Below are 22443 nucleotides of genomic sequence, written 5' to 3' on the forward strand. Positions count from 1 at the left end.
CACCTCCAGGCGGCAATGGCAACGGAGGCGATAATGCACTAACAATCAGCACGGACCACTCAGTGGGGGCCGGTCAATTGAGGTCAGGATAGCAGCGACGTCCCGACGGCACTTCATGATCTTTTCGAAAAACCAGAATACCCGCCGCGACGGCGTGCTGGGAAAAAACTTCTTGATGTCCAGGCAGTGGACCACCCGGTTTGCCCTATGCGATGCCGCGTTCGAGACGTAGCAGCGTCCCTTTACCGGGCAGAAGAGAAAGTCGGGCGGCTCGACAGAGGATAGGAATTTGGCAATCCGCGCTTGCACCTTTTTTAGTGACGGCGCGGGATTTTCAACGCGGCGTTTGCCGCCACCTTTCTTCTCGATGTCGAACTCGTGGTATTGCCCTTCGGGCTGGCAGAGCAAATGGAGATCGGCCAATTCGAGGCCGAGAACCTGCGCCAACTTCGCGGGACTGCTTACCTTGAACAGTCGCGATTGGTGCAATGGAAGGGATTTCTTAATCGGCATGGACCCGACCGGATCGCGCTTCCAAAAACTGCATCAGCGCAAGCACCTTGCCCGCGACGAAGGAGCGCGCGCTATCGTAGGCCCCCCCTGTTCGAGGCTTTCGGAAAAGAATATAATCGAGGACACTGGCATGTCGAACGCCTTGGCATAACGCTCGATAGTTTCCAGCGTCGGCGTTTTTGTGCCCTTCTCAATTTCGGAAATGTAGGACGTGGAAACGCCAAGGCGCTCAGCAGCCTGCTTCTGTTTAAGGTCATGGTAGACCCTTATGAGGCGGAGGGCTTCACCCAACATCAACTTGCCTTTCAAAACTGTAATTCAGGGTGGCGGCTACTCACGGAAGATTTTGATGATCCAAATAACAAGCTGGAGGATCTTCACGATCCCTTGCCCGACCTTGATCACCAACTTCAAAGTCTGCGGGCGGATCAGGGGTTTCGCCCATCGCCGCCGCAAACTCGCTTTCGTCCGCCTACGCTCCCCGTTCAGTTCCAACTTTGACATTGGCTTAGGTTCCTCTCTGCCACCTACACACGAACAATTTCGGAGCAGGCGCCGTCTTGGCTCGGAGGAGTGGGGAAGGAGCGTTTTACCCTGATCACCAGAGCGGGCCCCGGCCGTCCGGGGCGCGCTCGCCGCACTGCGCGGATGCCCGCACGCCGCAGCTATTAGGTAGCAAACCGAAGTCTGCCAGGAGGGTTTAACCTCAGTGAATGACGACTGATCCCCTTATTACTGAACGGCTTGAACATCGCCTAGATTTGGGAGCGAGGCAAGGAAAAAATCCGCTATGAGCGGATTTAATTTCTGTCTCCTGTTTTCAGGGCCGTCGCCGCATCGTCGGCGGCGTCCTGATCATCTGCACCGTCGATATACTTCGCCGATCACCCGCTCGGCACAATCTGAAAGCGCGACCTTCTCGGACAACATCGATGCAACCTTGGCAAGGTCGGTAAGTGTGAACGCGAGTTTTACCAGTGAACGCAAGCTGGGCCGTGCGCCGGAGCAACGGATATAATCATAATAGCGCGGAGAATGGCCAAGGAAGTCGGTTGAAAAGGCGGCATGGCTTCGCGCCACGCCTGCATCTTTCAAGAACAAAAATACATCATCAAGGATCATTCGGGTTATCTCCATTGCGAGCGTTCCCGTATTTATTGCCTGTAAGCCGATCGGCCTGCCGGCCCCGTGATAAATAAAATAATACGAGCCGACTAACGGAAGTCGGCCACATTGGAGAGCCAGATGGCACAAGCCACATTGCCCGCAACGACGGGCGAAAAATATCGGGTCGAATGCGTTCGCTGGATGACCGATTTCAATCCCGACCTGTTCGTCACCTTCGTTTTCAACCGTGGGATCAGCATGGACGAGGCGCAAAGGACATTCGAGAAGTTTCACGGCTATATCGACCGCAGGATGATCGGTCGCGCTTTCCTTCGTCGTCCCGACAAGCGATCCAATTACATCGCGACCATCGAAAAGCCCGATACCAACATTCACATCCATGCGCTATTCAAGATGAGCGGCATACAGAGGCTACGCTTCGGTTTGATTGCCGATGGCATATGGGAAACGCTGGTCAAGGGCGGCAATCTCGATATTCAGGTGGTCCACTGCGCCGAAGGCGTGGCGGACTATATCACGAAAGAACTAAGGCCGCAGACGAGCGATCGTCTCCTCCTGCCCCGTCACACGGAAGTCTCGCCCTTTCGGTAATTGTCGGGGGCTGCCGCCACGCGAGGCTCTACGGTTTATCGATATATCATGCAGAACGCGGACCATCGATCTTGGGCCGCAGTGATTACTACCACCAGATGATATCGAAGACCAAAGACAGACACGAAGCAAAGGACGAATCAAGGCGAACAGCGACACGAAGAAACACAGACATATGGAATGAAATTAATATTCCGTCCCATCTAGAAACGGCTCAAAACCGTGTTGATGGCGACGGAATTATTTTTGGGTATTTTTCTGGGGATCAACGCCAATCTTCGGTCGCTCTCACGCATAACGACATTACGGCTCGCTTGTCCGAAACAGCAAGGAGATGCTCATGTCGATCCTCAAGTCCCTCAAGCTTACCGCCGCCGCCCCGGTAAATCCCGGCGCGTCCGAACATGGCTTCCGTGCGAAGCTGCTCCGCTATCTCGCCGAACAGAAGGCGCTGGCGGAGGCGGAAATCGCCGGAACGGCGTTTCAGGCCACCAAAAAGGTCACGCGCAGCAATGAGGCGGGCGAAAAGGTCCGGGTCGAGGCAGCACGCCACGTCCGCAAGGGCTGGTTCACCGATGCCAGCGGGAAGATGTTCTTCCAGCTTCGCTACGGCACCAAGCCGCTCGAATTTGCCAAGGGCATGAACGCGGTTTCCGTCCAGGACATCAACGAGGTGCCGGTCATCATCGGCTCGATCATCGAGGCGATCAACGCGGGCGAACTGGACCCGCAACTCACCGCTGCCATCGCGGAGCGTAAGGCGAACTTCAAACTGAAGGCGAAGAAGGCGGCGGCCTGATATGCTGGATACGGCGAGGCGGGCAGCGATTGCCCGCCTCAATGACCGGCTGCGTAGCACCGGGGAGGACGGCTGGATATTCCTGTCCGCAGGTGTCGCGGCGCTGCCTAATGCGGCGAAAGATGCCGATATGAGAGCCGTGCGGCTGTTTGCGGCGTTCACCCCGGATAACGATCTCCATGGCGAGCATGATTGCGCGGTGGTCGCGGTGGAGGATCACCGGATTATTTGGAAGATCGATTATCACCCCCGCTATCGGAGCGGCGCTGACCCAGACCCGGCTGACCCAGCGACCACCAAGCGGGTCATGACGATCATGCTGGCGGAGGAATATTGACGATGTGGCGGTATCAGCTTCTCGATCTATCGGAGCAGCATTTCCGCCAGCTTCGCCTGCTTATCAAGCTCAACCGCGCCGAAGCCTATGTCATCGTCAAAACGGAAAAGCCGTGGCCGCCGGAGATTTTGCTCCATCCACGCCAGCATACGACGAAGATCGCGCGCGACGCCATCAATTGAACAATCGCCCGGGAGCTGCTGATCCCGGTCCGCCTTGCTACAGTTGAGCGGTGACCCTTTCGCTACGGGCGTCACGAGCGCCTGTTTTGTTTTACGGGCTGTCAGGCTTCGCTTCGGGCGGGGCTGGCCCGCAGCGGGGAAGAGCGGGGCGTTGCAGGGTGCGGATATTAGCTGGGCGCGCCCGAAGGCCTTGTTTTCGGCAGTTTGGCGGCAAGATGTTTCAGGACGCCAGTGAGAATAGCTGCTTCATCAGCGTTGCCCTGATCCAAGCGCGCCAGAGCTTCGGTGTGAGCGGCGGCGATCGTGGTCCATGCCGTTCGTTCATATCCTTCGCCGGTCATGCGACGCGCGATTTTTGCGGCGAACCTCGTATGAATGTCTGACGACAGCAGGTCAGGCCGATGCTCATAAATCAGTCGGCGACCCAAGGCGACCAATCGAACATCGCCAAACCCATCGACTATCGCTGGTCGATCTTCCCAAGCGGCACGATGGAACGTAGCCATCCGGCCCTCATCGGCACGCCCGACAAAACCAGAATAGATTTGCTCTTCGACAAATTCCGATGCGGGCCAATCCTGCTTCGCGGACAGGCGAGTTAGCCGCGCGCAGAATTCCGTGTCGGCCTGTATCCGATGTGCGCGCTCCAGCAGGTCGTCAGCAGCAACACCATCGAACCGGGCATATTCGGACAAGGATTGCAGGGTCGGCGCAGCATTTGTGCGAATGCGCCGGACAGGCTTCGGCGAGCGGGCAAGCCGCGTGGCCAATTCTTCATCGGTCATGGCGCGAAGCTGGTCGATGTCGATAGCAAGGTTCAGGGCAAGCACGGTGCCAGCGTTGCCGGGTTCGTGGCCGATCTTGGTCAGCGCGAATTGGTAGGGGAGGTTATAGAAGCTTTCGGTGAGGATGAAGCACGGCTCGGCATCCAGAAACGCTGTCGCCGATGCCTTCTCCGACAGGCGCACCGCATCTGCCCAAAGGCCCGGCGCTTTATCCCGGATAATACGGCACACATGGATGGTGGCTTCAACATCGGCCAACGCGTCATGGGCATTCGAATGGTCAAAGCCGTTTGCCGGTGCCAGCCGATCCAGCTTGAACGTAGGCTTCCCCTTGTCACCGATCGGCACGATGATGGCGTCCGGTACCAAAACCGATGCGGCTTGCGCGATCTTCAATATATCGATCCGGCTGTTGCCGCTCGTATTGGTCAGATAGGGAGAATGTAGCGACTGGTATAACGCCTGACGTAGCAGATGCTCGTCAAATCCAAGGGTATTCCAGCCGGTGAAGGTGCTCGGCGACCATGCCGCCAGCTTCGCCCGGATTTCGCATATCATTTCGTAATGGCTGGGAAGCGCGGGGTCGGTAATCTGCTCGATGCTCATCCGCGTCACGCACAGCGCGCCGGGCGACGGGACGATATGCGGCATCAGGCGGCATCGGATTTCGAACCGATCAATTTCGTTCAGATCATCGTCCGTGCGGATCGCAGCGAACTGAAGGATTTGATCGAAGCTGGTGTGCGTGCCTGTCGTTTCCGCATCGTAAAAAACAAAACCCATTCGTCCCTCCGGCGGCTTCAGATCGTCGACCATATGAGGGCCGTAAGCACGTCTCCTGTCCCCACCAGCCGACCAGTCCGGTCGCGGGTTTCATCGCGACGAGGATCATACCATCCCACGAGATAGCCGGTTCGGTCTCTACCGTCGATCCGTCCACTGGTCTGTTCGCGCCAACCGCGCAGCTTTCCAGTCCTGTCTCGAAATTCCTGCCCAATCATTATGCCTCCACTGTCGAGGCTTTTCGATCAAACATCGCAGGTTCATGGGGTCAAGTGTGAAAACGCCCTAAGTTCCACTCAGGCAAGCACGTAAACTCCTTCAAGCATCCTTCCTTCCTCATCGAAGAGCCACCAAGAGAGGTCATCAGGTTCGATCCGAAACAAGCCCGTTGGCGTAATGGCGACGCGCTTGATCAGCCGCCTCAAGATCATGTTCACCCGACCCCTTGCATAAATGCGAACTTCATCGTTTTCGCTGGTCAGTTCGTCTCGTAGACTTTCAATTAGCTCCACGTCTTCCTCGCTCGCCGGTTTGGAAGTCTCAATTGCCAGTGCCTTCTGTGCAGCCTCGATTGCACTGGTCTGCCTCTCGATCTCCGCTTCAAGTGCCGATGCGCGCTGGGCGAGGCCCTTGGAGCCTCCGTCCTCAATCGCCTCCAGCAGATTGCTCCATCGGCGCTGATCCGCGTCCCTGAGCCGGCCTAACTCCGCAATACGCTGGCGCAGTTCAATGACCGCTGAATTGTCCGACCGCTTGTCGACAAGCTGGGGCAGGAGTTCGTTGAGGATGGTCGCTTCCACGACATCATAATTCAGGACAGTATTGTTGTCGCAGTGATGCTTCCTGCGGGCTCTGTCACAGCGCAACTTCCGATAGGTCTTGCGTCGGTAGTTCACCACCTCACCGCTGACCCTGGTGTATTTCTGAACGGTATCCGTGGTGTGACCGAAATGGGCGCCGCCTCCACATTCAGTACATACGACCATTTGCGATAATAGGTTGCGGTTGCCTTGGGTTTTGGTTGTCTTCTGGTTGCCCTTCCGCATAGCGAGCGCGGCTTGCGCTCGGTTCCATTTCTCAGCCGAGATAGCTTGGGGCCAGAAGTTGGTGGACAGAGTTTTGCCGTCCGTCGTTACATATTCACCCAAGACCGTCCGCTTCGTGAGCAGCCGATAGATGTAGCTATAGAACCAGCCGTTATTGCCGCGTCTTTGTTCGGGCGGTGTCCAGCTTGGCTCCTTGCGTTCGTGGAGAATGGTCACGATGCGGTGAATGCCCACCCCGTCAATATACAGGTCGTAAATGTCGTTGAGCAGCTTGGTTCGATGATCGTTGCGAACCATTTCACCATCAACGCGGTCGATCCAAAGCGGCGTGTTGGGGATTGGTCCTTTCTGAGTTCCATCTGCAATTGCCGCGAAACGCTTGCTCCATGACGCGGCAGTGCGCTGGCTCTTTTTCAGGCTTTCCTCGTAGGCCATCTGAGCTTTGATGATGACGGAGAACAACTCCATCATGTCGCCGTTATTGCCCGCCTGATAGACATAGCCGTCCTGCCACGTCGCAACGCCAACACCTTGTTCGTTTAATGCCCAGACAAGTTGCGCGGCGGCCTTAGCGCCTTGTCGGCTCAAGCGGTCGATGTTCTCGACCACAAGCACTTTGCCCACGTGGAGGCCGTTGCGTGCTTCCAATTCGAATTCGTGGAGTGCCGATCCTTCAAGCCGGTTGGCTCCGTGATAGGCGCTGCGGCCCTCATCGATTATCGTGCTTTCGACTGACCAGTTCTGACTAGTCGCGAACTCAAAGCCACGGGTTTTTTGCCGTTCGAGCGAGAACCCCTTGCTCTGTTCAGCAGTTGAAAACCGGGCGTAGATTATGGCTGCTTGCGACATGGGCGTTTCCTACGCCAGCGGGTGTTACGGTTCAGTTTACGTGCCTTGCAGACTGAGTCCAACTCATTGCGGCGATGAACCCCTGCCGCTGCGGCCATCTGGGCGATCCTGCGCAGGCCTGTGCCAGAGCCCCGCGATGTGCCTCCGACTATCAGAGCAAGGTTTCCGGCCCGCTGCTCGATCGCATCGACCTGCATATCGACGTCAACGCCGTCACTGCCGCCGACCTCGTCTTGCCTCCGCCTGCGGAAGGGTCCGAACAGGTGGCCGCACGCGTTGCCGCAGCCCGTGCGATCCAGACCGTGCGCTACGCCGATCACCCGGTCCGCACCAACGCCGAAGTTGATGGGGATCTGCTCGAAGCCGTGGCCACTCCGGACGAGCCCGGCCGCCAACTCCTGGCGCAAGCCGCGACCTCCATGCGCATGTCGGCTCGGGGGTATACACGCGTCCTGCGCGTCGCCCGCACCATAGCCGACCTGTCTGGCAGCGATGGGGTAGGGCGCGTCCATGTCGCAGAAGCGCTCAGCTATCGCAGGCGAGCACCCGTCAACTAAGCTGCCGATATCTAGAGCATCGCCTTCACCAGAGGCTTGATGTTCCGCACGATCACGCCAACCCCTTGCGCGGTAGGATGGATGTTATCCTTCAGCACCAGCGCGCGATTGCCCGTCACCCCTTGCATGAAGAACGGATACAGCCGTGCGCCATATTGCCTGGCCAGCGCCGGGTAGATGGGATCGAACTTCGCACGATAAGCGCGTCCCATGTTGGGCGCGGCGAGCATCCCTGCCAGCAAGACCTTGATCTTCCGCCGCTTCAGTTCCGCGAGTATTGCATTCAGGTTCGCGCGCGTTTGCGCCGGATCGATGCCTCTCAGCATGTCATTGCCGCCCAGCTCAACGATGGCGAGATCGGGCGCTCGTGGAAATGACCGCAACACCCAGTTCAATCGCGCCTTGCCCTGTGCGGTGGTATCGCCGGAAACGCCTGCATTGTGGACCCGCACCTGCATGCCATCCTTTCGCAAGGACGCCTGCAATTGAGCGGGAAAGCTCTCGTTCGGCTTCAATCCATAACCCGCCGTCAGGCTATCACCGAACGCCAGTACCAGCTTCTCCGCCGCCTGCGCGGGGAGAGCTGCGATGCAGGCAAATGCCGCGCCGAGTTGGACAAGATGCCGCAGCGCACCATATAGCTTTGACATCCCGCTTCGTTTCGTCCGCATCCGAAAGTCTCCATCGCACATGACAGCACCCCATATCGTGATCGACGCCCGCGATGTCACCCTGTCGTTGGGTAAGGACGAAGCACGTGTCGATATTCTGCGCGGAGTGAGCGTCGCGGTAGCCGCGGGCGAAAGCGTGGCGCTTCTCGGTCCATCGGGGTCGGGCAAGTCCTCATTGATGGCGGTGCTGTCCGGCCTGGAACGCGCGAGCAGCGGCAGCATCCATGTTGCGGGTGCAAATTTCGGCGTGCTCGATGAAGATGGGCTTGCTCTCGCACGGCGCGGCCGCATCGGCATCGTGTTGCAGGCGTTTCACTTGCTTCCGACCATGACGGCGCTCGAAAACGTCGCCGTTCCGCTTGAACTCAAGGGCGAGGCCGACGCGTTCTCGCGCGCCGAAGCCGAACTGACTTCCGTGGGGCTAGGGCACCGGATTCACCATTATCCGGCGCAGATGTCCGGTGGCGAGCAGCAGCGCGTGGCGATCGCCCGTGCCATAGCGCCCCGCCCCGCGTTGCTGTTCGCCGATGAGCCGACCGGCAATCTTGATGCGGCGACGGGAGAGGCGATCATGGACCTGTTGTTCGCTCGGCAACAGGAAACCGGGGCGACACTGGTGATGATCACGCATGACGTGGCGCTCAGCCGCCGTTGCGACCGGATCGTGACCATGCGTGACGGACGCATCGTGGACAACGCCGCATGAGCCTTGCGCTCCGGTTCGCGTTACGGGACCTGCGTGGTGGGCTGACGGGTCTGCGTCTGCTGGTCGTCTGCTTGTTTCTCGGCGTGGCGGCGTTGGCAGGGATCGGCAGCCTGACGGCATCGATTAACGCAGCGCTTGCGGGGCAGGGGCAGACGATCCTGGGCGGGGACATCGGCTTTGATCTGAATCAGCGTGCCGCTACGCCGGACGAATGGACGGCAATGGAGAGGCAAGGCCGCGTCTCGCAAGTCACGCGGATGCGCGCGATGGTGGCGCGTGCCGATGGAGCCGATGCGGTTCTCAGCGAACTCAAGGCTGTCGATGATGCCTGGCCACTCTATGGCACATTCACGCTTGCCGCCGGTGGCAAGCGTCCCGGCAGCGGCGAGGCAGCCGTTGCGGACGCTTTGGCCGATCGGCTTGGCGTTGGCGTTGGCGGCACTGTCCGCATCGGCGATCAACTTTTCCGCATCTCCGGCGTAGTTGCGCAGCAGCCAGATGGCGTGGGTTCAGGCTTCACTCTGGGTCCTTCGGTGATCATCCCGGCGACCAGCCTCGACGCCACCGGTCTCCTTCAGCCGGGCAGTGTATACGAAACCCACTACCGCGTGCGCTTGCCCCGAAATGTCGACCCACAAGCCGCGATTTCGACGGTGAACGCCGAGGCGCCTCAAGCCGGATGGGAAAGCCGGGATCGGTCGAACGGGTCTCCCAGCACTAGCCGCTTCATAGATCGCATGGGACAGTTCCTGTCCCTGGTCGGTCTGACGGCGTTGGTGGTGGCGGGGATCGGTGTCGGCAATGGAGTTGCCAGCTATCTCGATGGGAAACGCGCGGGTATCGCGACGCTGAAGGCGCTTGGCGCATCCAGTCGGGTTATTTTCCTGACCTATCTTTTTCAGATTATCATCGTGTCCTTCGGCGGCATTTCGCTCGGGCTGATCGTCGGCGCATTGGTGCCCTGGCTCGTCACCATATTCGCCGGAAATGTGCTTCCGGTTCCGCCCAGTCTTGGCGTCTATCCCCTCGCGCTCGCCGTGAGCGCGGCCTATGGCATGCTCACGGCATTATTGTTCGCGCTTGTCCCTCTGGTACGCGCGCGCCTTGTCGCTGCGGCTGCACTGTTCCGTGGAGGGCTTGGCGACCAGGGAGTCAGTGGACGGTGGGTATGGCTCGCCGTTGGAGGGATAGCAGGGTTGATCGCGACACTCGCTATCGCGACCGCCCGAGAACCCAGGCTAGCTGCGATTTTCCTGCTGGCGGCGCTCGCGCTATTGGGGTTGCTGTCGCTGTTGGGCATGTTCGTCCAACGTATCGCTGCTCGCCTGCCGCGCCCGCGCCATCCACTGGCGCGTCTTGCGCTCGCCAATCTTCATCGCCCCGGTGCTCAAACGGGCCGACTTGTCGTGGCGCTGGGGCTTGGCCTTTCGCTCTTTACGACGCTGGCCGTCGTGGAGACCAACCTTTCGGGCCAGATGGCGAGCAGCATTCCCGCCAAGGCTCCGAGCTTCTTCGCGCTCGACATTCCATCCGAGGGAGTGGAGCAGTTCCGGTCTATCGTGACGCGGCAATCGCCGGCGGCGGAGATAGTGACGGTGCCTTCCCTGCGCGGCCCCGTGGTCGCCGTCAGGGGGCAGCGGGTCGCGGACATGAAGGACATCCCCGAAGATGCCTGGATACTTCGCGGCGACCGCGGGCTGACCTACACTGATGTCCTGCCCGCCGGAAACAGGATCGTAGACGGCAAGTGGTGGCCGAAAGGCTATTCCGGTGAACCGCTGGTGTCGGTGGACATTCGCGCGGCCAAGGCATTGAACCTTCGGGTCGGCGATATGCTGACCGTGTCGGTACTCGGGGTTGAGGTGCCTGCCCGGATCGCCAGCTTCCGGGAAATCGACTGGAGCACCATGGGGCTGAACTTCGGCATGATCTTCTCGCCCAATGCACTGGAGGGCGCGCCGCACAGCTATCTCGCCACCATAGCGCTGCCGGGCGGGGCGGGCGTGGCAAAAGAGAACATCATCAATCGCGACGTCATCAGGGCATTTCCTTCCGCCTCGATGATCCGCGTCAAGGAAGTTATCTCCTCGCTGGGCGACCTGCTCGGTCAGCTTTCGGCGGCCGTGCGCGTTGCGGCCTCCGTTGCGGTAGCTGCCGGCATTGCGGTTCTGGTCGGAGCGATTGCCGCCGCGCGACGCACCCGAACCTATGACGCGGTACTCTTGAAGCTGCTGGGCGCGACCCGGCGTCAGGTTCTGGCTGTGCAGGCCATGGAATATGTGGTGCTCGCGCTTGTCGTCTCCGGCATTGCGCTGGCTGTGGCGGCCGGAGCAGGTTGGTATCTCGCGACGCAGACGCTCGACCTCCAATGGGCGCCCGACTGGCCGGTGGTGCTGCTGACTCTCGCCGGAGGAGCGCTGCTGACGCTTGCGCTTGGCCTGATCGGATCCTTGCCCGCTATAGGTGCCCGGCCCGCGCGCGCGCTGCGGGAGCTTTAGGCGGCATCTGCCACGATGTCGTCACCCACGCGCGTGTACCGGCCATCGACATAGACCAGCGGATCTACCACAGGGCTGCTGAACACCTCCACAACATCCCCGATAAAGATCGAGTGCGATCCATATGTCACCTGTTTGGTTTGACGGCATACGAAGCTTGCCTGCGCATCCTCCAACCGGGGGATATCGATCGATGTATCCGCCCAGCTGCCGATATCGAAGCGGGCCTCCCCCTTCATCTTTCCGCTGCATGCCGCAGAGATGTGCATATGCGCCGCATCAAGGATATTGATGCAGAAGTCGCTACCCGATGCCAGCACGGGATGTAGTGACGCCGTCTGATTGACGCAGATCAGCATACTCGGCGGGTCCATGCTAAGTTCGCTGACGGCAGTGGCGGCCATGGCGTGGCGCTGGCCGTCCTGTTTGGTCGTTATGACCACCACAGCCTTTGCGAGCCGCCGCAAACCGCTGCGCATCTGCATGGATATCGAGTCGCTGTCCTGCGTCATGTTTACGCTCCAATTATGCTGATTGTGCCGCCGATACTATGTCCGCTGCACGATGCCAACGGGCGCTCGCTACAATCTTTGGCTCCATGAATTACGCCAACACCCTGCTCATCAATCTCTCCAGCCGCTCGGCAAAGGCGCGAGGATCGGCGGGTGGTTCGCCGTCGGCGATCCGTGCCTCGTCCAGCAAGAGATGCGCCATGTCCGTCTTGAGATCGGCATCGCTGCTCGTCGACGCGGCGAGCTTCGCGATCAACCCGTGCCCGGCATTGATTTCCAGCACCGGCTTGGCCGCAGCGGGGAGCTGCCCTGCGCTTGCCAGCAGCTTTTCAAGCTGACGATCCATCCCGCTTTCTGGAGCGACAAGGCAAACGGCGCTGGTGGTCAGCCGTTCGGAAACGCGCACGTCGGATACGACATCCTCCAGCGCCTCCTTTGCAAAGGTGACAAAGGCATTGATGCTTTCACCCTCTACCGGCTTGGGTGTCTCGGCCGCGTCTGCGGACGGAATGAGGCTTAGGTCAGCGGCCCCCTGCGTCACCGATTTGAAAGGCTTGCCTTCGAAATCGACGCCGACCGTCGTCCAGAAATTATCGACCTGATCGGGCAGCAACAGCACCTCGATGCCTCGCGCCCGGAACCCCTCGATCTGCGGGGAGGTGGCAAGACGCGCAAGGTCGCTGCCAACCGCATAGTAGATCGCGGTCTGGTTCTCCTTCATGTCCGCAGCATAATCCTGAAGCGAACGCCAATTTTCCATGGAAGTCGTGCTCTTGAACCGGGCGAGCTTGAGCAACGCCTCGCGTCGCTCAAAGTCTTCGTACAGGCCTTCCTTCAGGACCGCACCGAAATTGTCCCAGACCTTGGCGTAAGCCGCTGCATCGTTCGAGGCGAGCTTTTCGAGTTCTGAAAGGACGCGGCCCGTCACGCCCTTTTGAATGGCGGAGAGGATCGGGCTGTCCTGAATCATCTCACGCGACATGTTCAGCGGCAGGTCCGCCGAGTCCACAAGGCCGCGCACGAAGCGCAGATAGCGCGGCAGGATTTCCGCCTCGTCCGTGATGAACACGCGCCGCACGTACAGCTTGATGCGGCCTTTGCGATCGGGATCGAAAAGATCGAATGGTTTTGACTCGGGAATGAACGTCAGGACCGAATATTCGGTGCGGCCTTCGGCGCGGTAGTGGATTGTCAGGGCAGGTTTGTCGAACTGGCCCGCGACGCTGCGATAGAAGTCCGCATAATCGTCTTCGCTGATCTCCGACTTCGGCTTGGTCCAGAGCGCAGCGCCGTCGGTGATTTCCTTCGCCTCGGCATCTGGCTTTTCAAGGAGGAAGATCGGCACCGGCACATGGCCGGACTGCGCTTTCACCACGCGCTCTACGGTAAAGCGCTCCGCATAAGACTTGGCGTCCTCCATCAGGCTGAGGATAACGCGCGTCCCGCGGGCGGGCGCTTCGTCGCTCGACGCAGGTTCGATGGTGTAGGTCCCAAGACCATCGGACGACCAACGCGCCGCCTCTTCCTGCCCTGCACGCCGGGAGATGACTTCCACTTTGTCGGCCACCATGAAGGCGGAGTAGAAACCGACACCGAACTGGCCGATCAACTGGGAGCCTTCCGCGCCATTGTCGGCAGCCAGTCGGTCCATGAAAGCCTTGGTGCCTGACCGGGCGATAGTGCCGAGTGTCTCGCCCATGTCCGCGGCAGTCATGCCGATGCCATTGTCTTCGACGATCAGGCGATTTCCTTCGGGGTCCAGCGTCAGCGTTATACGCGGCTGGGCGCCGTCCGAGAGAACTTCCGGATGGCTGATCGCCTCGTAACGCAACTTCTCGCAGGCATCGGCCGCGTTGGAAATTAGCTCGCGAAGGAAAACATCTTTGTCGGAATAGACCGAATGCACCATCATGTGCAGGAGTTTGGAGACATCCGCCTCGAAGGCATGGGTTCCGGGGGCTACGGCAGTTTCTGTTGTCATCGTCCGCTCTCAAAGAAGGTGAATCCGGGCCGAAATGGACCGGGTTCACCTTCATTTCAAGGGAGAGGCAGCATCACTGCATCAGTTGCGCAGGCTATCCGGAACGATACCGCCATTTTCGGCGAGCTTGGTCATGACAGCCTTGTGAAGCGCGATGTTCTGTTCGGCGCTGCCGTCTTCCCCGGCATGGACGCCCAATTCGCTTCCAAGCTCCTTACGCGCCGAGAGGCTTGAATCCAGATCGAGCAACTTCAGCAGGTCGACGATCGAGCTTTGGTAATTGCCACCGCCGCCTTTCATGTCCGCCATGGTGGCGAGCACTGCGCCCACGTCGACGGCCTGCGTTGCGGCAGGCTGAGCCGGGGAAGGTTGGGCGGCAACAGGAGTAGCTTGCGGCTTAACGGCTGGGGTCGGGGTGGGAGATGGCGCGGACACCTTTGGCGCGGGTGCCGCCGCCTTGGCGCCATGATGGAAAATCTTGTCCATGATACTGCCGAAGATGCCCACTATTCTGTTCCTTGTCCTTGCCGTCGGCAACACACCACGGTGATGCCCCAACGATGAAGCGGATGAAAAGGTCCCGGAACGAGCTAGCGGCGCAATGGTTGAGCAGGCGTGACAACAGGAGACAGATCGTGAAGCGCACCACCCTCATCGCCTTTTCAGCAGCCGTCCTCGCCGTCGGAGCGTGCGGAAAGAAAGCAGAGCCTTCCAACGAGACCGCCGCAGTCAACACCATGGGCCCAGGCAATTCGGCAGGGGAAACAGTGGCTCCGGTCACGCAAGGACAGACCTTCGCCAACACGGCTGCCTCCAGCGATACGTTTGAAATCGAAACCTCTCGACTGGCGGAGACGAATAGCGGCTCGACCGCGGTCAAGAATTTTGCGCAGGCCATGATCAAGGCGCACACGGTTTCCACTGAAAAGCTGAAAGCTGCAGCTGGCAAGGCGAACCCCGCTATCACCCCGCTGCCCGCATTGACAGCAAGCCAGCAGCAGGTGGTCGACGGATTGAAAACGAAGACGGGCGCTGCATTCGATGCTGCCTACAAGGAGGCGCAGGTCAGCGGCCATCAGGCGACGCTGGAAGCCCTGCGGGCTTACTCCGCACAGGGCGACGTAGCGTCACTCAAGACATTTGCCACGGAGATGATCCCAGTCGTGACCGGGCATCTCAACATGGCGAACGGGCTTAAAGGCTGAAGGCGCTTCCATGTTGCCGCCCCCTTGGGAGGCGGTAACATGGCTGCTTACTTGCCGCGCCCGTTCTGCTCCTGCAGCGCGTCGATACGCCGACTGGCTTCCGCTTTCGTGAGGCCATCCTCAAAAGGTTCCCCGGCCTCTTCACTCAACGTCTTTAGATAGGATGCCTGAGCGCCGGTCTACCTATTGTCGACCGAAAGGGTCGTTAGGACGAAATCGGCACGAGCCGAGACTGAGGTCTTCGGCAAGGTGACGGCTTCATATCCCAAGGCCGGCAGAGCCGCCACTAACCGTCGATATTCTGCTAGACCGGATTCGAATCCGTGCCGACGCTGGCCATCCGTTGCGTAAATTTCCGGCCAAGGCGGGGCCATGAAGACGCGCCGATGGTACGGATGCGCTGCGCAGAGCATTTCCACTGCGGCATCGCCTGTCACAGCATCCAGCGCGGATGCCGCGTCGATCAGCCCACGATCGAAGAAGACCCAGCCCGAAAGCGCGCGCGCCGCCTGTCGATCGGCTAGCGCCACCTCGATCGCGCGACGTGCGAATGCGGCCGGATCGACCCATGGGAGCGCCCTTCGATCGCCCTCTAGTTCCTCACTGACTATGCGGCGGCCGGGCTCTTCGACAACATGGTGTCCTCTCGCCCGAAGCTCGTCGATCAGAGTCGATTCTCCGCCCCCCGAACAGCCCGTGATCAAAACGAAATTCTCGCCCAATTTAGGTTCCTTTCCTGAAGATTTGGCGGGAGGCGACGTGCAGAGCAGCCGCGCAAAACGCGTTGTTAGTCTTTGAACGGCGGGGAGATGCGTCCGGAGTTGCCTCGACACGCACGGCGCAAAATAGGGCCGTCAGCCTCTATCTGCAATCCGGCCAACCATCGGAATGCAAACGGCGAAATCTGGCTCAGGCGCGAAAAGGCGGTCGCTCCCGTCAACCGCATCGTTGGGCTAGCCAGAATCCCGGTGGTGCCGACATCGTAGATATCCGAAGCCGGAAAGCGAAGAGCAGAACCTGCCCGGTGAGACTGCGCAGGTGCCGCAGCACGATATCCCACGCGATCTCTTCGTGAACGACGGGCACGACTCGCAGCGCCGCACCGGGCGCTTCCATCATTAACCGGTCGATGACCGCGATCCCGATTGCGCTGAAACCCTCGCCATCGCCAAGGCAAAAGCCGACCAAGCTTTGGCAAACGGCAGGCAGCGGGATGTTGACGGCGCAAGCTGAAAAGCCGCGTTGGCCTGCTGCAAACCGATCAGACGTTATATTCCAGCAGCGGTAACCGTTGCGCCCCCATCTACGATCAGGATTTGCCCGGTGACGTAGCGCGACGCGTCACTTGCAAGGAACACTGCCGCGCCCGCGATGTCTTCGGGCTCGCCTATGCGTCCTGCCGGTGTGCCGGCGAGAGCGCGCGCAAGGTTGTGCTCATCTTCCCAAAGAGCCTTCGCAAAATCCGTGCGGATCAGACCTGGCGCGATGCAGTTCACGCGAACACCGTCGGCCCCAAGTTCGACCGCCAGATTTCTAGCGAGTTGGAAGTCGGCTGCCTTGGAGATATTATAGGCCCCGATCACCGGGGATCCGCGCAAGCCGCCCATCGACGAAATTAGAATGATCGACCCGCGCTTTTTGCGAACCATCGCGGGCGTGACCATAGTTGCCAACCAGTGGCTCGACAGTAGATTGTTCCGCAGGATCTTTTCAAACTGATCGTCCGAGATGCCCGCCATCGGCCCATAATGAGGATTCGAGGCCGCGTTGCAGACCAATATGTCGATGTCACCGAACGCGTTTTGGGTTTGCTCCACCAGACGTACGAGTGACTCCTTGTCGCCAACGTTCGCGGCAGCCGCTATCGCGCGCCCGGCGCCGCGCCCGTTGATTTTTTCGGCAACCTCATCGCAGACGTCCTGCTTGCGCGAACTGATGACGACATTCGCGCCATGAGCCGCAAGCGTCTCGGCAATTGCTTTTCCGATGCCGCGCGAGGCACCCGTCACGACTGCAGTGCGACTGGTCAAATCAAATAATGTCATTGGTCACATCCCGGAAATGCCGCCATCCAGCTTCAATTCGGCGGCGGTCATGAAGCGACTCTCATCAGACGCCAGATACGTCACCGCGTGGGCGACGTCAGATGGTTCGCCCAATCGTCCCAGCGGCACCTGACGCGCCAGCTTCGCGTGCAATTCCACTACGTCCTCGCCGCTTTTTGCCAGGTCGTTCAAAATCGGCGTGCGAATAAATGCGGGATGGATCGAGTTGCAACGAATGTCCCACCCATTACGGGCGCAATGCAGGGCGATCGATTTCGTCAGGAGCCAGACGGCGGCCTTGGATGCGTTGTAGTTCGCGAAATTGTGGGACGCGACGAGTCCTGCAATCGAGGATAGATTGACGATCGAAGCAGGTTGATTTTCGCGCATCAACGGCAAGGCGGCCTTGCAACCAAGGTACACACTGTCGACATTGACCGACATTCCCCTGCGCCATTCGTCCATGTCGAGATCCTCGACCGAACCGGTGATGACGATTCCGGCGTTGTTGACCAGAACGGACAGGCCGCCAAGCTCGCTACGGGCCGCCTCGATCGCTCTCCTCCAATCAGCCTGGTTCGTAACATCGTGTCGAATGGCAAACGCGCGGCTGGCTCCGAACTCACGGTTGATCTGATTGGCCACTGCGGTTGCACCGGCTTCGTTCAGGTCGGTCAGCAGGACGCGGGCGCCCTCAGCCGCCAACTCCGTCGCGATCGCCGATCCTAGCCCTTGCGCCGCCCCGGTCACGAGCGCCTTCTTGCCCTCTAGGCGACTGCTCATCCCCCGAATCCAGGAGGACGCGGCCACGGTCCGTCAGCTGACATATTCCGGGCCTCATCGACGGTCAGCACGTCACCGCCGCCGCCGGTCTCGGTCGACGAGGTACCGCGGTGACGCTTGAGTTCGAATTTAGCGAGCTGGTTGCGATGAACCTCGTCGGGTCCATCGGCCAGTCGCAGCAGCCGCGCCGTGCCAAAAGCAGTAGCGAGGAAATGGTCGTTATTCGTGCCACCGCCGCCAAACATCTGGATCGCCCAATCAATGATTTTCTGGGCCATCTGCGGTGCGGCAATCTTGATCATGGCGATTTCGGCTCGAGCAGCCTTGTTGCCGACGGTGTCCATCATATGGGCGGCCTTCATCGTCAGCAGGCGTGCCTGTTCGATCATGACGCGGGATTCGGCGATGCGTTCCAACGTTACGGTCTGCTCCGACAACGGACGACCGAACGGCATGCGCAATTCGGCACGCCTGCACATTCGCTCGAGTATGCGCTCACTTAAACCGATCAACCGCATGCAATGATGAATGCGACCAGGGCCAAGCCGGCCTTGCGCGATCTCGAACCCCCTGCCTTCGCCCAGTAACATGTTGCTGGCAGGAACGCGTACATCAGTCAGCAGGACCTCTGCCGCTCGGTCTGGCACGCCATAGGCACCCATTACTGGCAACGCGCGGATGACCTCGACTCCGGGAGTCTCGCGCGGAACCAGGATCATCGACTGGCGGCGGTATGGATCGGCGTTATCCGGGTCGCTCTTCCCCATCACGATCATAATTCGACAATCGGGGTGCGTAGCATTGGTCGTGTACCATTTGCGCCCGCTGACTACGTAATGATCGCCATCGCGGATAATCGACGTGTCAATGTTGGTCGCGTCCGAAGATGCCACCTGCGGCTCGGTCATCGCAAAGGCCGAGCGGATTTCGCCTCGCAGCAGCTTTTCGAGCCATTCGGACCGCTGAGCATCGGTCCCATAACGCAAGATCGTTTCCATGTTGCCGGTGTCGGGGGCCGAGCAATTAAAGACCTCCGGCGCCATCAGGCTGCGCCCCATAATCTCGCAGAGTTGGGCGTATTGCACGTTGGTTAGCCCGTCGTCCCAATGTTCGGCAGGAAGGAAGAGGTTCCAGAGACCAGCCGCTCGCGCAAGCGGCTTAAGTTCGTTGATTACGGGATAGGTCGCCCACGGACCAAGCCGCTCAGCTTCCAGAAAGAAGCGCCTCTCGTTGGGGTAGATGTGCTCCGCCATGAATACGAGCAACCGATCCTTCAACTCCGCAACGCGACCGTCCATCTGCTTCAACTCAATATCCTCCGAATCGCTTGCAAAATGCCCTACATTGTGAAAGATGTGGCCGCAAGGCGCTCAGTTGGCAATTTCCATAGTTTGCTGGGATTGCTAGATGCATCCGCTGTCGCAAAGCCCTTAATTTGTAGGACAACTAAATGTTAAAAACCGAACTGTATGGGCTCAATGTCTAATCCCGCCGCCGCCGATTATGACCAACTTTCTCCTCGAGCCGAGGCGTGGCTTGCGGACCATGTAGACGGGTTTCGCGGACCAGCAGTTCTCAGCAAGTTCTCGCTCGGGCAGTCGAACCCGACCTTCCGGCTAGTGACTGCGGACCGCGCGTACGTTCTGCGTCGCAAGCCGCTGGGGCCACTGCTGCCAAAGGCGCACGCGATAGAGCGCGAGTTCCGTGTCCTACAGGCGCTGGACGGATCGGCCGTGCCGGTGCCGCGCGTTTTCGCGCTATGCGAGGATCCTGAAGTGTTCGGTGCGGCGTTTTATGTGATGGAACTGGTGGAGGGCCGGATGTTCTACGATCAGCGAATGCCCGGTGCGACTCCTGCAGAGCGGACGCAGCTGTTCGACGCGATGGGCGAAGCTGTGGCAAACCTTCATCTTGTCGATCCGGCCTCGATCGGACTTTCGGATTATGGCCGACCCGAGGGGTTCATTGCTCGGCAGGTGGATTTATGGACCAGGCAATATCGTGCCAGTCAGACCGAAACGATCGACGCGATGGAAGATCTCATCGCCTGGCTCCCGGAAAACCTGCCGGCCGAGCAGCGTGCCCGCATCTTTCACGGCGACCTGCGCCTTGACAACATGGTTTTCCACCCGACCGAGCCGCGCGTCGTTGCTATCCTGGACTGGGAACTATCTACGCTGGGCGATCCACTTGCCGATCTTGCCTATCACGCGATGGTCTGGCGCGTCGGTGCCGATCTGTTCCGCGGATTCGGCGATCTTGATCGCGCCGCGCTCGGCATTCCCGAGGAAGATGCTTATGTGCGCCGTTACTGCGCAAGAACCGGGCGCGACGACATTCCGCACTGGCAATTCTATCTCGCGTTCAGCTTCTTTCGGGTCGCAGCGATCCTGCAGGGCGTGCGGTCCCGCGCGCTGAATGGGCAAGCGAGCAGCGCGGATGCCGCCGAGGTCGGGGCCAAAGCCGGTCCATTGGCGCAGATCGGTATTTCGGTCGCGTTGCAGCCATAACCAAAAGACGACGGCCGCTGCGGACCCATTCCGACAGGTTAAGCGAGAAGAGATCGAGATTTATGACAGACCCTAACGATGCCGTGCTGTACGAGAAGTTGCCAGGCCACGTTGCGCTGGTGACATTGAACCGCCCCGACGCGATGAACGCGGTCAGCGCAGCCGTTACGACTGAGCTTGAGCGGATCGTGAACCAGAGTGAAGGAGACGATAGCGTCCGGGTCGTCATTCTCACCGGTGCAGGGGGCCGGGCCTTCTGTGCCGGCGCAGACCTCAAGGAAGTTTCAAACGGAAAGCTCACCGACCTGATCTCCCCGAGAACGGGCTTTGCGGGTTTTGTCCAGTCGAACCGGACGAAGCCGTGGCTCGCCGCAGTCGACGGCTTTGCCCTCGCCGGAGGATGCGAAATTGCCTTGGCCTGCGACCTGATCGTAGCGTCGGAAAACAGCAGCTTCGGCTTGCCTGAGGTGACGCGTGGCCTGATCGCTTCGGCAGGCGGCCTCTACCGGCTGCCGCGTGCCCTTCCCATAGCCATAGCCAAAGAGCTAATTCTTACCGCTGGCAAGCTCTCTGCGACACGAGCTGCGGAACTCGGAATGGTGAACAGGCTTGCCCCCAAGGGTGAGGCGGTAGCGGTCGCACTGAGGCTTGCGGCGGAAATCGCGAACAATGCGCCGCTTGCGGTCCGCGAAAGCCTCGCGATCGCCAGTGCCGCTTTCGACCACGATGATCGGGAACTGCATGCGTTGAGCCTGGAAGCGCAGGCGCGCATCATGGAGACACGAGATTTTCAGGAAGGCCCGTTGGCCTTCGTCGAAAAGCGCGCCCCACGCTGGACCGGCACCTGACATCGCCGCACCTCTATCGATTTTCTTCTTTTCAGGATCTTGTTATGACCGCAAACCGACCCCAACCCCTTGTCCACCTCGAACAAGCGGTTGCCGAAGCGCACCGAATTCCTGGGGTAGACACCCAACCGGGCGGCAGCGCGATCCGGAAGGTGGGTGTAGTAGGCGCCGGTACGATGGGCGGGGGAATCGCCATGAACTTCGCGAATGCGGGCATCCCCTGCGTGCTCGTGGAAGTTGGGGCCGAGGCGCTTGAGCGCGGACTTGGGCTCATCCGTAAGAACTACGAAGCGTCGGCCGCCAAAGGCCGTATCTCCCAACAGGAGGTCGTAGATCGCATGTAAGCGTGTTCTGAAGGCCGCAGTTAGGCGGCCTGAGCGATCTGCTGCTGCTCGGGCTGCCAGTTCCACGGCATGAGTTCGTCCCACCGGGAGGCGGGCCAGCCCGATGCGATCTTCTCGATAACGTCGGCGATATAGGCCTGCGGCTCGACGCCGTTGAGCTTCGCGGTCTCGATGACCGAGTAGATGGCGGCGGCGCGTTCGCCGCCGGCCTTCGATCCGGCGAACAGCCAGTTCTTGCGGCCGATCGCGATCGATCGGATGGCGCGCTCGGCGATGTTGTTGTCGATCTCCGCCATGCCTTCCTCCGTGTAGCGGGTGAGCGCGTCCCAGCGTTTGCGGCCATAGGCGAGCGCCTTGGCCATCGCCGACTTGGGCGACAGGCGGCGCAGGGCATCGTCGATCGCGCCGCGAAGCGCGTCGATCTGTGGCATTGCTTGCTCTTTCCGGTGTCGGCGCCGGACATCGGGCGGCTGGCCGCGGACGTCGTCTTCGATCCGGTAGAGCCCGGCGATGCGATCGAGTAGGTCGGTGGTGAGCGGCGTCGGGCTCGTCTGGTGGCACTCGAAGATCTTGCGGCGGAAATGCGCCCAGCAGGCGACCTCCTGGATGCGATCTCCCTCATAAAGCTTCTCATATCCGGCATAGCCGTCGGCTTGGAGAAGGCCGGTGAACGACCTGAGCTCGCTCTGCGGATGGATGCCACTGCGATCTGGCGTGAACCGATACCAGGCGAGCGCCGGGGTGGCGGCACCCGATGCGCGGTCATCGAC

24 protein-coding genes and 2 pseudogenes are annotated in these 22443 nt (G+C 60.1%); 11 read left to right on the forward strand and 15 right to left on the reverse strand.

The genetic code is table 11. The annotated features are described in order from the left end of the window. Positions 1-45 precede the first annotated feature (45 nt). From QHC67_RS16745 to QHC67_RS16755, 3 genes are all read right to left on the reverse strand, one after another. Entirely contained in the window at positions 46-447 is a 402-nt protein-coding gene (locus tag QHC67_RS16745; protein WP_319295989.1) for a hypothetical protein, read from the reverse strand. 99 nt (positions 448-546) lie between these two features. Continuing rightward, on the reverse strand, positions 547-807 hold the full coding sequence (locus QHC67_RS19250) for a helix-turn-helix transcriptional regulator (protein WP_413818560.1): 261 nt from the start codon (positions 805-807) through the stop codon (positions 547-549). Between the two features lie 561 nt (positions 808-1368). Next, positions 1369-1635 carry a DUF6626 family protein gene (locus QHC67_RS16755; protein WP_319295992.1) on the reverse strand — a complete coding sequence of 89 codons (267 nt, stop codon included), beginning with the start codon at positions 1633-1635 and terminating at the stop codon, positions 1369-1371. Between the two features lie 123 nt (positions 1636-1758). Between QHC67_RS16755 and QHC67_RS16760 the strand changes: the two genes are divergently transcribed. The 4 genes from QHC67_RS16760 (at position 1759) to QHC67_RS16775 (ending at position 3550) form a co-directional block, all read left to right on the forward strand. Beyond that, a complete protein-coding gene (locus QHC67_RS16760; protein WP_319295993.1) occupies positions 1759-2232 on the forward strand; it encodes a hypothetical protein in 474 nt (157 codons plus the stop codon). Positions 2233-2572: 340 nt separating this feature from the next. After that, positions 2573-3031: a hypothetical protein gene (locus QHC67_RS16765; RefSeq protein ID WP_319295995.1), complete on the forward strand. Its 459-nt coding sequence runs from the start codon at positions 2573-2575 to the stop codon at positions 3029-3031. A 1-nt stretch (position 3032) separates the two neighbouring features. Beyond that, positions 3033-3368 (forward strand): DUF3768 domain-containing protein, encoded by a 336-nt coding sequence (locus tag QHC67_RS16770; RefSeq protein WP_319295997.1) that lies wholly within the window; start codon positions 3033-3035, stop codon positions 3366-3368. Then, complete coding sequence (locus QHC67_RS16775) at positions 3365-3550, forward strand: hypothetical protein (protein ID WP_319295999.1); 186 nt, start codon at positions 3365-3367, stop codon at positions 3548-3550. The genes QHC67_RS16770 and QHC67_RS16775 overlap by 4 nt, the downstream gene beginning before the upstream one ends. A gap of 167 nt (positions 3551-3717) precedes the next feature. On the opposite strand, the gene QHC67_RS16780 is transcribed toward QHC67_RS16775, so the two are convergent. Then, entirely contained in the window at positions 3718-5118 is a 1401-nt protein-coding gene (locus tag QHC67_RS16780; RefSeq protein ID WP_319296001.1) for an exonuclease domain-containing protein, read from the reverse strand. 296 nt (positions 5119-5414) lie between these two features. After that, entirely contained in the window at positions 5415-7013 is a 1599-nt protein-coding gene (locus tag QHC67_RS16785; protein WP_319296003.1) for a recombinase family protein, read from the reverse strand. 56 nt (positions 7014-7069) lie between these two features. Here QHC67_RS16785 and QHC67_RS16790 point away from each other — a divergent pair. Then, positions 7070-7570 (forward strand): annotated as a pseudogene (locus tag QHC67_RS16790) (ATP-binding protein); the annotation flags it as partial. 11 nt (positions 7571-7581) lie between these two features. Here QHC67_RS16790 and QHC67_RS16795 read toward each other — a convergent pair. Beyond that, the gene (locus QHC67_RS16795; RefSeq protein ID WP_319296005.1) at positions 7582-8220 is read right to left on the reverse strand and encodes an arylesterase; all 639 of its coding nucleotides are present in this window, start codon (positions 8218-8220) and stop codon (positions 7582-7584) included. Between the two features lie 40 nt (positions 8221-8260). Here QHC67_RS16795 and QHC67_RS16800 point away from each other — a divergent pair, with 40 nt between their 5' ends. Continuing rightward, a complete protein-coding gene (locus tag QHC67_RS16800; protein WP_319296006.1) occupies positions 8261-8947 on the forward strand; it encodes an ABC transporter ATP-binding protein in 687 nt (228 codons plus the stop codon). Further along, positions 8944-11445 (forward strand): ABC transporter permease, encoded by a 2502-nt coding sequence (locus QHC67_RS16805; RefSeq protein WP_319296008.1) that lies wholly within the window; start codon positions 8944-8946, stop codon positions 11443-11445. Before QHC67_RS16800 ends, QHC67_RS16805 begins: the two co-directional genes overlap by 4 nt. Here the strand turns inward: QHC67_RS16805 and QHC67_RS16810 are convergent. The 3 genes from QHC67_RS16810 to QHC67_RS16820 all read right to left on the reverse strand — a co-directional run bounded on the left by QHC67_RS16810 (position 11442) and on the right by QHC67_RS16820 (position 14445). Continuing rightward, positions 11442-11957, reverse strand: a complete 516-nt coding sequence (locus tag QHC67_RS16810; RefSeq protein WP_319296010.1) for a flavin reductase family protein — start codon at positions 11955-11957, stop codon at positions 11442-11444. The two genes, QHC67_RS16805 and QHC67_RS16810, sit on opposite strands and share 4 nt — an antisense overlap. A 91-nt stretch (positions 11958-12048) precedes the next feature. After that, on the reverse strand, positions 12049-13938 hold the full coding sequence (gene htpG / locus QHC67_RS16815) for a molecular chaperone HtpG (RefSeq protein ID WP_319296012.1): 1890 nt from the start codon (positions 13936-13938) through the stop codon (positions 12049-12051). Between the two features lie 81 nt (positions 13939-14019). Further along, positions 14020-14445, reverse strand: a complete 426-nt coding sequence (locus QHC67_RS16820) for a DUF3597 domain-containing protein (RefSeq protein WP_319296013.1) — start codon at positions 14443-14445, stop codon at positions 14020-14022. Positions 14446-14573: 128 nt separating this feature from the next. On the opposite strand from QHC67_RS16820, the gene QHC67_RS16825 reads away from it, so the two are divergent. Then, positions 14574-15143 (forward strand): DUF4142 domain-containing protein, encoded by a 570-nt coding sequence (locus QHC67_RS16825; RefSeq protein WP_319296015.1) that lies wholly within the window; start codon positions 14574-14576, stop codon positions 15141-15143. 47 nt (positions 15144-15190) lie between these two features. On the opposite strand, the pseudogene QHC67_RS16830 reads toward QHC67_RS16825, so the two are convergent. From QHC67_RS16830 to QHC67_RS16850, 5 genes and pseudogenes are all read right to left on the reverse strand, one after another. Continuing rightward, positions 15191-15322 (reverse strand): annotated as a pseudogene (locus QHC67_RS16830) (DUF3072 domain-containing protein); the annotation flags it as partial. Continuing rightward, positions 15323-15865 carry an AAA family ATPase gene (locus tag QHC67_RS16835; protein ID WP_319296016.1) on the reverse strand — a complete coding sequence of 181 codons (543 nt, stop codon included), beginning with the start codon at positions 15863-15865 and terminating at the stop codon, positions 15323-15325. It abuts the pseudogene before it with no gap. Positions 15866-16411: 546 nt separating this feature from the next. Further along, positions 16412-17188: an SDR family oxidoreductase gene (locus tag QHC67_RS16840; protein ID WP_319296018.1), complete on the reverse strand. Its 777-nt coding sequence runs from the start codon at positions 17186-17188 to the stop codon at positions 16412-16414. Positions 17189-17191: 3 nt separating this feature from the next. Next, entirely contained in the window at positions 17192-17971 is a 780-nt protein-coding gene (locus QHC67_RS16845; RefSeq protein WP_319296020.1) for an SDR family oxidoreductase, read from the reverse strand. Further along, positions 17968-19269: an acyl-CoA dehydrogenase family protein gene (locus tag QHC67_RS16850; protein WP_319296027.1), complete on the reverse strand. Its 1302-nt coding sequence runs from the start codon at positions 19267-19269 to the stop codon at positions 17968-17970. Before QHC67_RS16850 ends, QHC67_RS16845 begins: the two co-directional genes overlap by 4 nt. A gap of 180 nt (positions 19270-19449) precedes the next feature. Here QHC67_RS16850 and QHC67_RS16855 point away from each other — a divergent pair, with 180 nt between their 5' ends. From QHC67_RS16855 to QHC67_RS16865, 3 genes are all read left to right on the forward strand, one after another. Then, positions 19450-20481: a phosphotransferase gene (locus QHC67_RS16855; protein WP_319296022.1), complete on the forward strand. Its 1032-nt coding sequence runs from the start codon at positions 19450-19452 to the stop codon at positions 20479-20481. 62 nt (positions 20482-20543) lie between these two features. Then, on the forward strand, positions 20544-21329 hold the full coding sequence (locus QHC67_RS16860) for an enoyl-CoA hydratase-related protein (protein ID WP_319296024.1): 786 nt from the start codon (positions 20544-20546) through the stop codon (positions 21327-21329). A 44-nt stretch (positions 21330-21373) separates the two neighbouring features. Then, on the forward strand, positions 21374-21673 hold the full coding sequence (locus QHC67_RS16865) for a 3-hydroxyacyl-CoA dehydrogenase NAD-binding domain-containing protein (RefSeq protein WP_413818561.1): 300 nt from the start codon (positions 21374-21376) through the stop codon (positions 21671-21673). A gap of 20 nt (positions 21674-21693) precedes the next feature. Here QHC67_RS16865 and tnpC read toward each other — a convergent pair. After that, a partial coding sequence (gene tnpC, locus QHC67_RS16870; protein WP_319296026.1) for an IS66 family transposase occupies positions 21694-22443 on the reverse strand: 750 nt, incomplete at its 5' end.

The organism is Sphingobium sp., from assembly GCF_033795625.1.
In the GTDB taxonomy this organism is placed as follows: Bacteria; Pseudomonadota; Alphaproteobacteria; order Sphingomonadales; family Sphingomonadaceae; genus Sphingobium.